This is a genomic window from Actinomadura sp. BRA 177 (assembly GCF_013372625.1).
In the GTDB taxonomy this organism is placed as follows: domain Bacteria; phylum Actinomycetota; class Actinomycetes; order Streptosporangiales; family Streptosporangiaceae; genus Spirillospora.
In genome coordinates this window covers 1-9912 of sequence record NZ_JABXFD010000221.1, presented here as the reverse complement: position 1 = coordinate 9912, position 9912 = coordinate 1, and the positions used below count along the sequence as shown (strand labels likewise).

Sequence of the window (9912 nt, the reverse complement as noted above, 5' to 3'; positions counted from 1 at the left end):
CCGCTCGGCGGTCGGTGCCGCGGGGTCCTGCGAGGGCTCGCGTGTCGGGCTCGCGGCCGGGCCGGCTTCGGTCATCGTTCCTGCGAGGGGGGCGGCGGGGCGGTGGAGGCGCGGACACGCAGGTCGGTGGCCAGCTCCACGCGGGGGGTCAGCGGCGGCCGGCCGTCCAGCAGCTGGAGCAGGGTGCGGGCCGCGACGCGGCCCATCTCCTCCAGCGGCTGCCGGACGGTCGTCAGCGGTGGCGACAGCCACTCGCAGGTGGGCAGGTCGTCGAAGCCGACGACGCTGAGGTCCTCGGGGATGCGCAGGCCGGCGAGCCGGGCCGCCTGGTAGGCGCCCATGGCCTGCTCGTCGCTGCCCGCGAAGATCGCGGTCGGCGGGTGGGGGAGCTCCAGCAGCTCGCGGGTGCGCGCGAAGCCGCCCTGGTGGTGGAAGTCGCCGTACCGGACGAGGTCCTTGTCGACCTCGATCCCGGCGCGCTCCAGCGCCGTCCGGTAGCCGTCCACCCGGGCCTGGGTGCAGAGCATGTCGGCCGGGCCGCCGACCATCGCGATGCGGCGGTGGCCGAGCTCGATCAGGTGCTCGGTGGCGGCCAGGCCGCCGGCCCAGTTGGTCGCGCCGACGCTGGCGATGTCGGTGTCCGGCAGGTTCACCGGGTCGACCAGCACCAGCGCGACACCGGCCCGCTCCAGCTGCTCGCGCTGGCGGCGGGTCATCCGGGACGTGACCAGGATGACCCCGTCGCTGTGGTGCAGCGCGGGCAGGTTCTGCCAGCTCGGCGGGCGGGCGTCGTCGTCGCGCAGCAGCGAGACGACCACGCCGGTGCCGTGCTCGGCGCACTCGCCCTCCACGCCGCGCATGATCTCGACCGCCCACGGGCTGTCCAGGCCGGCCAGGACCAGGTCGATCAGGCCGGACCTGCGGGCCCGGCGGGAGCCGCCCGGGCCCGGGTAGTTGTGGGTGCGCAGCAGCGCCTCCACCCGCTCGCGGGTCGCGGCCGCCACGTCGGTCCGGCCGTTCAGGACCTTGGACACGGTGGCGGGGGAGACCCCCGCCTCGGACGCGATCAGCGCCAGGGTGGGCCGGGACGGCGGGTCCGGCATCTCGTCGGTGGTGCGCACGGGCACGCTTCACTCCTCCCCGAGGAAACGATTGCGAACAGTATCGCAATGTTTCGCTCCCTCCTAGCCCCCGAGTCGGACTTCTCAACATTTCATTTAGGTCAGCAGGGTCTGAGGTCTTGACCCTGGGGTGGCCCTTTCTTAGAGTTCCACCGCAACGGCAAGCTCGAAGACTTTCGAAAAGATTTCGAAGCGGGGCGGACCCGGTTCCGCTCCGACCAGGCCCCAAGCCCACCCCCCATCCAGGAGGCCATCATGGGCATTCCACACCTGTCGCGCCGTTCGTTCCTGACCGCAGTCTCCGCCGGCGCCGTGGTGGTCACCGCAGCGCCGATGCTCGCCGCGTGCGGCGACTCGGACTCGGGGGGCGGCGGCAAGGTCACCATCGAGTGGATGGACATCGCGACCACCGAACCGTCCCAGACGCTCTACCCGCAGATCGCGAAGGCGTACGAGGCGGCGCACCCGGACGTCAAGATCAAGCTCACCAACCTGGAGAACGAGGCGTTCAAGTCGAAGATGACGGCGCTCACCGCCTCCGGCAAGCTGCCGGACATCTTCGTGACCTGGGGCGGGGGCGTGCTCAAGCAGCAGATCGACGCCGGCCTGGTCAAGGACGTCACCTCCGACGCCTCCGCCGTCCTCGGCACCATGACCCCGGTGTCGCAGAAGCCGTACCAGTTCGACGGCAAGACCTACGCCGTCCCGTACGACATGGGCGGGGTGGGCTTCTGGTACAACAAGAAGCTCTTCGCGAAGGCCGGCATCAAGGACACCCCGAAGACCTGGACGGAGTACCTGGACGCCGTCCGCAAGCTCAAGACCGCGGGCGTCACCCCGATCGCGCTCGGCGGCAAGGACAAGTGGCCCGGCCACTACTACTGGGCCTACCTCGCGATGCGCATCGGCGGCATGTCCGCGATGGAGCAGGCCGGGAAGAGCAACGACTTCAGCGGCGCCGCGTTCGTCGGCGCCGGCCAGAAGCTCAAGGAGCTCGCCGACCTGCAGCCCTTCCAGAAGGGCTTCCAGAACGCCGGGTTCGACACCCCGGGCGGGCAGGCGGCGACCATGGGCGCCGGCAAGGCCGGCATGTCGCTGATGGGGCAGTGGGCGCCGGCCGTGCAGAAGGACGCCTCCGGCAAGGACCTCGGCGACGACCTCGGCTGGTTCCCCTTCCCGACCGTGGAGGGCGGCCAGGGCCAGGCCACCGACGTGTTCGGCGGCGGCAACGGGCACGCGCTCAGCAAGGACGCCCCCAAGGAGGCCATCGACTTCCTGGCCTTCCTGATGAACGACGAGAACGAGCGCAAGCTCGTCTCCTCGGGCGCGTTCATGCCGGTCGTCAAGGGCGCCGAGAACGAGCTCGACAAGAACCGCAAGCTGGTCGCCGACGCGCTGAACGCCTCCACCGGGTTCCAGCTCTACCTCGACCAGGCGTTCCCGCCCGCCGTCGGGCAGGAGGTCAATGACAGCGTCGCCGCGCTGATCGGCGGCAAGAAGACGCCGCAGCAGGTCACCGAGTCCGTCACCAAGGTGGCAAAGAGCCAATGACGTTGTCCGCCACGACCGATGACCGGCCGCGGCACGCCGCACGGGCCCCGCGCAAGCGGGGCCCCAAGGCGTCGATGGGTGCGCGGATGCGCGGCTGGGCGTCCACCACCTGGTTCCTGCTGCCGGCCCTGCTGCTGTTCTTCGTCTTCGTCCTGATCCCGATCTTCGTCGCGTTCTACACCAGCTTCTTCAAGTGGGGCGGCTTCGGCTGGCCCGACGACTTCGTCGGCCTGGACAACTTCCGCAAGCTGGCCGACGACCCCGTCTTCCGCGGCGACCTGTGGCGCGGCCTGCTGCTGGTCGTGTTCTCGGTCGCCGTCCAGCTGCCGATCGCGCTCGGCACCGCCGTCCTGCTGAACCAGCGGATGCGCGGCCGGGCGGTGTACCGGGCGATCTTCTTCGCGCCCTACATCCTGTCCGAGGTCATCGCCGGCGTCCTGTTCGGCATCATCTTCCTGCCGGGCAGCGGGCTCGCCGACAAGCTCGTCGGGGACCTGCCGCTGCTCGGCGACCTCGCCGGCAGGTGGTTCGCCGACCCCGACACCGCGCTGCCCACGCTGTTCGCCGTCATGACGTGGAAGTACTTCGGCTTCCACATGATGATCTACCTCGCCGGCCTGCAGGGCATCCCGTCGGAGGTGCTGGAGGCGGCCTCGATCGACGGCGCCGGCCCGTGGCGGCGGTTCCGCAGCGTCACCCTGCCGCTGCTCGGCCCGACCATCCGGATCAGCGTGTTCCTGTCCGTCATCGGCTCGATCCAGCTCTTCGACCTCGTGTGGGTCACCACGACGGGCGGGCCGACGCACTCCACGGAGACGATGGCCGTCACCATGTTCCAGCTCGGCTTCAAGCGCTACCAGATGGGCTACGCGGGCGCGATCAGCGTGGCCATGTTCCTCATCAGCATGGTGTTCTCGCTGATCTACCAGCGCTACGCGCTGCGCCGCGACCTGCAGGGCGCGGTCACCTCGGCGGGAGGCCGCCGATGAGGACGAGCATCGCGCGGAGCCTGTCCCGGCACACGCTGGTGTGGGTGCTCGGCTCCTTCATCGTCGTCCCGCTGCTGTACGCGGTGGTCTCCGGCTTCAAGAACACCGGGGACCTCACCACGGACCCGCTGGGCCTGCCGCAGCCGTGGAAGGTGTCCAACTACACCGGCATCCTCGGGTCCGGCGAGTTCTGGCAGCAGATCGGCAACAGCGTGATGATCGCGGTCGCCACCACGCTGATCACCGTCGCGGTGTCGGCGCTGGCGGCGTTCGCGTTCGCCCGCTACGCCTTCCGGGGCCGCGAGCTGTTCTTCACGCTGTTCGCGGCGGGGCTGATGTTCCCGCCCGCGGTGGCGGTGCTGCCGCTGTTCGTCCTGCTGCGCTCGGTCAACCTGCTGGACAACCCGCTCGGCATCATCCTGCCGCAGGCCGCGTTCGCGCTGCCCATCACGATCATCATCCTGCGGTCGTTCTTCCGGACGATCCCCGGGGAGCTGGAGGAGGCCGCCATCATGGACGGCTGCACCCGGTTCGGGTTCTTCTGGCGCATCCTGCTGCCGATGGCGCGGCCCGCCCTCGGCACCGTGTCGGTCCTCGCCATCGTGACGAGCTGGAACAACTTCTTCCTGCCGCTGCTGGTGCTGGCCGACCCGAAATGGCAGACGATCCCCGTCGGCATCCAGCAGTTCCAGGGGCAGTACTCGACGGACTACGCGCTCGTCATCGCCTACATCGTGCTGGCGATGATCCCCGCGCTGCTCTTCTACGCCGTCGCCGAGCGCCAGCTGATCGGAGGGCTCACCGCCGGCGCCACGAAGGGCTGAGCGCCCGCCGCGGGACGGCCCGGACGACCGCGTCCGGGCCGTATGGTCCCGTCCTCCCGGCCCCTGGATGAAAGGCTGAAAGGGCCGTTCCGGGGTCCGCTGATCCGGAGTTAGCTTCCGGTTGGACAGGACTCTCCTCACCCCGTGGACGGGAGGACGATGGGAAAGCGAAGACGAAGGGCGCTGATGGCGGGCGCGGTGCTCGGCCCCGCCATGCTCGCCGGCGCCCTGCTGGCGGCGGCGCCGGCGTCCGCGCACGGCGCGATGATGATGCCGGGCAGCCGCACGTACCTGTGCTGGAAGGACGGGCTCACCGCCAGCGGGCAGATCGTCCCGCACAACCCGGCCTGCGCGGCGGCGATCGCGCAGAGCGGCCCGAACTCGCTCTACAACTGGTTCGCCGTGCTCCGCTCGGACGGCGCCGGCCGCACCCGCGGCTTCATCCCCAATGGGGAGCTGTGCAGCGGCGGCGCGGTCGTGTACGACTTCAGCGGCTACGACCTGGCCCGCAACGACTGGCCGGTCACGCACCTGACGTCCGGCGGGAACATCGAGTTCAGGTACAACAAGTGGGCGGCGCACCCGGGAACGTTCCGGACCTACATCACCAAGGACACCTGGAGCCCGACCCGCCCGCTCAGCTGGGACGACCTGGAGAGCGAGCCGTTCTACAGCGTCACCGACCCGCCCAGCGTGGGGTCGCCCGGCAACGAGGACGCCTACTACCACTGGAACGCCCAGCTGCCGTCCGGCAAGAGCGGCCGCCACATCATCTACACCGTGTGGCAGCGCTCGGACAGCAACGAGACGTTCTACGGCTGCTCCGACGTCGTGTTCGACGGCGGCAACGGCGAGGTGACGGGCGTCGGCGAGGGCGACGGCACCCCGACCGACCCGACGACCCCGCCCACCGACCCCACCGACCCCACCGACCTGCCCGGCACGGCCGTGCTGACCGGCGCGATCGCCCTCCTCGCCCTCGGCCTGGTGCAGATCAACGACTGGCCCGGCGAGCGCGTCACCGTCGTGATCGGCGCCGCGCTGCTCGGCCTGGCCTGGTTCTGGCTGCGCTCCCTGCGGCACCCCGCGCCGGTCATCGAGCCCGCGCTGCTCGCCGTCCGCACCTTCTTCTGGTCGAACGCCGCGGTGCTGCTGTTCACCGTCGCGTTCGCCGCGAACCTGCTGCTCGGCGTGCTGTGGATGCAGCAGGTCTGGCACTACTCGCCCATCAGGACCGGGCTCGCCGTCGCGCCCGGCCCCCTGATGGTCCCCATCATGGCGCTCATCGCCGGACGCCTCGCCGCGGCCCGGGTCCCCGTCGGCCTGATCACCGCCGTCGGGTGCATGCTGTGCGCGTTCGGCGTCGTCATGATCGCGATGAGCCTCGGCCCGGCACCGGCCTACGCGTCGCAGCTGCTGCCGGGCTGGCTCATCGGCGGCATCGGCGTCGGCCTCGCCCTCCCCACCATCCTGTCGGCCGCCGCCGTCGAACTGCCGTCCCACCGCTACGCCACCGGCAGCGCCGTGGTGAACATGAGCCGGCAGATCGGCACCGTCCTCGGCGTCAGCCTCGCCGTCGCCGCCCTCGGCGCCCCGCGCGGCTGGCCCGAAGCCCACACCGCCTACGTCAACGCCTGGCTGATGGTCGCGGGGTTCATGGTGATCGCAGCGATCGCCGCCCTTGGCATGACCCCGCGCCGCCTTCGGCCCTCCCCCACCGTCCCCGAGCCAGAGAAGGAAGTGGTCGCCGGCACCTAACCCCGCCTTGAGAACAGCAGAACCCGGGCATCGGACGAAGCCTTGACCCGGACCGCAAGGCCCGGTTCGCCCGACCGCCCGACACACAGTGAGCACCTCATGGCCAAGAGGTGCTCACTGTATTTTTTGCCCTTTTCTCCTCAGGCTTGGAGGGCGCTGAGGAGGACGAGGATCAGGGTTGCTACGGCGAAGAGGCCGTGGCCTAGGACGATCGGGATCGGGAAGGCGGCCTCCGGTGCGGTGGCTGCTTGGGCGGAGCCTGGGGCGGCGGCTGTGCGGACTGATGGGGTGCGGGTTACCGCCAGCCAGCGGAAGAACATCGCGAAACCCAGGAGTGCCACCGGGAGGAGGAGGGCGAAGGCCGTCCAGGCCAGGGCCTTGGTGTCGGCGAGCAGGTAGATGATCCAGATGACCAGGCCGGCGGCGGCCAGGAAGAAGTGGCCGAAGATCACTGGGACGGGGAGGCGGGACGTTCCGCCGCGGACGCCGCCGCGGGCGATCCAGGTGCCGAGCATGAAGAAGCCGCCCAGGGCGGTGATGAGCCAGGTGACTAGTGCGGCGATGGTCATGCGGTCTCTCCTTGGTCGGCGGTGTGCCGGGGTGCGGTGGTGGTGAAGCCCTCGGCCTGGGTCTTCTCGTCGGCCACGCGGACGCCGTAGCGGTAGGCGAGCTTGCCGCCCAGGAATCCGGATGCGGCGAGGGCGGCCAGTGACACGGCTGAGAGGGCGATTCGGGGCGGGTCGACCGGGCCCGTCACGTTTCCCAGGCGCCAGCCGAAGGCGGCCGCGTAGGCCAGGGTCACGGCGAGGTTCAGGGACATGTGGACGAGGGCGGTGCGGAAGGCGCGGGTCCCGGGCGGGACGGCGAGCAGGTCGAGGAACCCGGCCGCGGCGGCGGCGAGCGCCCCCGCGACGCCGAGGGCGATGAGCCACAGGGAGCCCTTGGCCAGGAAGGCCGGGTCGTCGACCAGGTGCGAGGCGATGTCGAACACGAGGCTGCCCACCCAGGCCCCGATCGGCACCGTGACGAGGATCGGGTGCAGGGGATGGCCGTAGCTCCCGGCGAGCGCGCTCACCGGGCGTTTCGACTGCTGTTGCGGATCGTCCATGACGACCTCCTATTTCACCAACAAGTATTGGTGTTATAGCAGTCGTCCGTCAACCGTGAGCGTGTGCGCTGGGGTGTCGTCCGGTTTTGGGTATCTTTTTGGGTGTTATGGCGATCGCGGGTTAGGGTGGTGGGGTGACTTCGGACTCGGCCGGGCTGGCGGCCGCCGCGATCCTCAGCGATGACCTGCGGCGCCGGATGTACGCGTTCATCCGGGCGGCGAAGGCGCCGGTGACCCGGGACGAGGCGGCGGCGAGCGTCGGCATCTCGCGGAAGCTGGCCGCGTTCCACCTCGACAAGCTGGTGGACGCGGGGCTGCTGGTCGCCCGCTACGCCAACCCGTCCGGCGTGCGGCGGGTGGGCCGGGCGCCGAAGGTGTACGAGCCGTCCGGTGTCGACGTGCGGGTCAGCATTCCGCAGCGCGAGCACGGGCTGCTCGCGAGCATCCTGCTGGACGCGGTGCGCGGGCAGGAGCCGGGGGAGAGCGGGCAGGACGCGGCGCTGCGGGCCGCCGGGGAGCGCGGCCGGGAGCTCGGTGCGGCGGAGAGCCGTCCGGTCCGGGGCGGGCGGCTCGGCACCGAGCGGGCGCTGACGTGCGCGGCGGAGATCCTGGAGCGGCACGGGTTCGAGCCCGACCGGGAGAGCCCGACGCGGCTGCGGCTGCGCAACTGCCCGTTCCACCCCATGGCGCAGGACGATCCGGGCCTGGTGTGCGGCGTGAACCACGCCTTCCTGTCCGGCATGGTGGACGGCCTCGGGGCGTCCAACGTCCAGGCGACGCTCGCCCCGCACTCCGGCTACTGCTGCGTGGAGTTCGGCCCGCGCGACGAATGATCTGCCCCGTTTTAGATCGGATAGCGACAGATCTGGCGATAGATCTTGCTTCTCCGGGTTAGTCAGTAAGGAGCGTCGATGTAGCCGAAGCCACTGGGCTGGAGGAGCGATGAGCCTGCCGTTGCACGAGAGCCGCGTTCTCGCGCTCATCGAGATGGGACTGTGCCGGGAGGACCGGGAGCTCGCCGCCCGGTTCGCCATGTTCAACCGGTTGTCGGCCGCCGAGACCCTGCCGCCCCGGGAGAAGCTGGAACCGAGCCGGCGGCTGTGCCTGGTCCTGACGGTGGTGCTCATCGCGTCGATCGTCACGCTCGGGGCGATCGCCGCCGCGGTGGCGGGTTAGCGGGTCAGCCGTCCGGCTGGTCCTCCAGGGTCTTCAGCTCGGCGCTCAGGCGGTCCAGGATCGGCGCGAGGCTGCGCAGTTCCGCGAGGTGGACGCGGGTCAGCTCGGCCAGGACGCGGCCGGCCGCGGCGGTCAGCCGGATCCGCATCACCCGGTTGTCGCCCGGGTCGCGCTCGCGGGTGACCAGGCCCGCGTTCTCGGCCCGGTTGATCAGCTCCACCGTGCTGTGGTGCCGCAGCAGCAGGTACTCGGCGAGCTCGCCGACCGTGGGCGGACGCCCGGCGCCGTGCCCCCGGACGGCGAGGAGCAGCTGGTGCTGGGCCGGCGTCAGCCCGGCCGCGCGCACGGCCCCCTCGCTCCAGCGCAGATAGCGGCGCAGCCCGGTGCGGAATGCCAGCAGAGCGGTGAACTCCTCCTGGCTGAGCTCCTGCACGCGCACCTCCGGTCCTGCCTCGATGCTACTTCACCGGCCGTATCCGGGCAGGTGAACCGCGACACCATGGACAAACATATCGTGCCACGATACATTAGCTGGGACGAGCGAGATGGGGTGAGAACACGATGCGACCGACCCCTTCGGTGCTGCACGTCTACCAGACGGACGACTGCGACATCGTGACTTTTCCCGCTGAGGTCGATCTCCTCAACGACCAGAAGATCCGCACGCAGCTGCTCTGGCTGCTCAACACGAGCCCGCGGGGCGTGGTCCTCGACCTGTCGGGGACGCGCTTCTGCGCCGCCTGCGGTGTGGACGCCATCTTCCGCGCCTGCATCCGGGCCAAGGCCCTCGGCATCCGCATCGGCCTGCTCACGCCGCCCAGCGGGCCGGTGTCGCGGATCGTCCACATCACGGGCCTGAACCGCACGATCCCCACGACGACCGACCGGACCGAGGCCCTCGCCGCGCTGCACCCGCATCCGTGAGCCCTAACCGGTGGCGTTGTCGAGGATGCGGTGGAGCTGCCGCGAGCGTCCGCCGGTGATGCCGCCCTCCCGGGTGCGGGTCGAGATCTTGTGCTGGAGGTAGGCGACGTCGGCGCGGCGCCGGTCGAGGGGCGACCACTGCCGGTCGAGCATGCTCTCGATCACGTTGGTGAGGTCGAGGCCGACGTCGTCGCGGACGTCGCCCACGGCGACGCCCTGGTACACCGAGGAGCGCAGCCTCAGCAGCGCGGCGCGGGCCTCGGTCCGGTCGGTCGTCGTGGGGATCGTGCGGTTCAGGCCCGTGATGTGGACGATCCGCGCCACCGGCCCGCTGGGCGGCGTGAGCAGGCCGATGCGGATGCCGAGGCCCTCGCCGCGCTGCAGGCGCGGAAGATGGCGTCCACCACGCCGGACGCGCAGGAGCACGCCCCCGAAACGTCCGACCCCTACACCCCTCTCCG

12 protein-coding genes are annotated in these 9912 nt (G+C 70.7%); 7 read left to right on the top strand and 5 right to left on the bottom strand.

The window, feature by feature from the left end; translation table 11 throughout:
* Positions 1-71: 71 nt before the first annotated feature.
* On the bottom strand, positions 72-1103 hold the full coding sequence (locus tag HUX53_RS08365; protein ID WP_176402587.1) for a LacI family DNA-binding transcriptional regulator: 1032 nt from the start codon (positions 1101-1103) through the stop codon (positions 72-74).
* A 273-nt stretch (positions 1104-1376) separates the two neighbouring features.
* On the opposite strand from HUX53_RS08365, the gene HUX53_RS08360 reads away from it, so the two are divergent.
* From HUX53_RS08360 to HUX53_RS08345, 4 genes are all read left to right on the top strand, one after another.
* On the top strand, positions 1377-2672 hold the full coding sequence (locus HUX53_RS08360) for an extracellular solute-binding protein (RefSeq protein WP_176402586.1): 1296 nt from the start codon (positions 1377-1379) through the stop codon (positions 2670-2672).
* Entirely contained in the window at positions 2669-3661 is a 993-nt protein-coding gene (locus tag HUX53_RS08355) for a carbohydrate ABC transporter permease (RefSeq protein WP_176402585.1), read from the top strand. The genes HUX53_RS08360 and HUX53_RS08355 overlap by 4 nt, the downstream gene beginning before the upstream one ends.
* Positions 3658-4485, top strand: coding sequence for a carbohydrate ABC transporter permease (locus HUX53_RS08350; RefSeq protein ID WP_176402584.1), 828 nt, complete (start codon positions 3658-3660; stop codon positions 4483-4485). The genes HUX53_RS08355 and HUX53_RS08350 overlap by 4 nt, the downstream gene beginning before the upstream one ends.
* 159 nt (positions 4486-4644) lie before the next feature.
* Complete coding sequence (locus HUX53_RS08345; protein WP_176402583.1) at positions 4645-6243, top strand: MFS transporter; 1599 nt, start codon at positions 4645-4647, stop codon at positions 6241-6243.
* Between the two features lie 140 nt (positions 6244-6383).
* Here the strand turns inward: HUX53_RS08345 and HUX53_RS08340 are convergent, their stop codons facing one another.
* The gene (locus tag HUX53_RS08340; protein WP_176402582.1) at positions 6384-6812 is read right to left on the bottom strand and encodes a hypothetical protein; all 429 of its coding nucleotides are present in this window, start codon (positions 6810-6812) and stop codon (positions 6384-6386) included.
* Positions 6809-7351 carry a DUF2231 domain-containing protein gene (locus HUX53_RS08335; RefSeq protein WP_176402581.1) on the bottom strand — a complete coding sequence of 181 codons (543 nt, stop codon included), beginning with the start codon at positions 7349-7351 and terminating at the stop codon, positions 6809-6811. The genes HUX53_RS08340 and HUX53_RS08335 overlap by 4 nt, the downstream gene beginning before the upstream one ends.
* A gap of 134 nt (positions 7352-7485) precedes the next feature.
* Here HUX53_RS08335 and HUX53_RS08330 point away from each other — a divergent pair, with 134 nt between their 5' ends.
* Entirely contained in the window at positions 7486-8184 is a 699-nt protein-coding gene (locus tag HUX53_RS08330; protein WP_176402580.1) for a metalloregulator ArsR/SmtB family transcription factor, read from the top strand.
* A 109-nt stretch (positions 8185-8293) separates the two neighbouring features.
* On the top strand, positions 8294-8527 hold the full coding sequence (locus tag HUX53_RS08325; RefSeq protein WP_176402579.1) for a DUF3040 domain-containing protein: 234 nt from the start codon (positions 8294-8296) through the stop codon (positions 8525-8527).
* 4 nt (positions 8528-8531) lie between these two features.
* On the opposite strand, the gene HUX53_RS08320 is transcribed toward HUX53_RS08325, so the two are convergent.
* Positions 8532-8960 carry a MarR family transcriptional regulator gene (locus HUX53_RS08320; RefSeq protein WP_176402578.1) on the bottom strand — a complete coding sequence of 143 codons (429 nt, stop codon included), beginning with the start codon at positions 8958-8960 and terminating at the stop codon, positions 8532-8534.
* A 128-nt stretch (positions 8961-9088) separates the two neighbouring features.
* Here HUX53_RS08320 and HUX53_RS08315 point away from each other — a divergent pair, with 128 nt between their 5' ends.
* The gene (locus HUX53_RS08315) at positions 9089-9451 is read left to right on the top strand and encodes an STAS domain-containing protein (RefSeq protein WP_176402577.1); all 363 of its coding nucleotides are present in this window, start codon (positions 9089-9091) and stop codon (positions 9449-9451) included.
* Positions 9452-9454: 3 nt separating this feature from the next.
* Here the strand turns inward: HUX53_RS08315 and HUX53_RS08310 are convergent.
* The coding region (locus HUX53_RS08310) for a hypothetical protein (protein ID WP_217919215.1) at positions 9455-9912 on the bottom strand (458 nt) is incomplete at its 5' end.

Excerpts from the sequence above, each read along its gene's own strand:
- HUX53_RS08365 (WP_176402587.1), bottom strand. The coding sequence starts at position 1,103 with ATGCCGGACCCGCCGTCCCGGCCCACCCTGGCGCTGATCGCGTCCGAG.
- HUX53_RS08360 (WP_176402586.1), top strand. The coding sequence starts at position 1,377 with ATGGGCATTCCACACCTGTCGCGCCGTTCGTTCCTGACCGCAGTCTCC.
- HUX53_RS08355 (WP_176402585.1), top strand. The coding sequence starts at position 2,669 with ATGACGTTGTCCGCCACGACCGATGACCGGCCGCGGCACGCCGCACGG.
- HUX53_RS08350 (WP_176402584.1), top strand. The coding sequence starts at position 3,658 with ATGAGGACGAGCATCGCGCGGAGCCTGTCCCGGCACACGCTGGTGTGG.
- HUX53_RS08345 (WP_176402583.1), top strand. The coding sequence starts at position 4,645 with ATGGGAAAGCGAAGACGAAGGGCGCTGATGGCGGGCGCGGTGCTCGGC.
- HUX53_RS08340 (WP_176402582.1), bottom strand. The coding sequence starts at position 6,812 with ATGACCATCGCCGCACTAGTCACCTGGCTCATCACCGCCCTGGGCGGC.
- HUX53_RS08335 (WP_176402581.1), bottom strand. The coding sequence starts at position 7,351 with ATGGACGATCCGCAACAGCAGTCGAAACGCCCGGTGAGCGCGCTCGCC.
- HUX53_RS08325 (WP_176402579.1), top strand. The coding sequence starts at position 8,294 with ATGAGCCTGCCGTTGCACGAGAGCCGCGTTCTCGCGCTCATCGAGATG.
- HUX53_RS08315 (WP_176402577.1), top strand. The coding sequence starts at position 9,089 with ATGCGACCGACCCCTTCGGTGCTGCACGTCTACCAGACGGACGACTGC.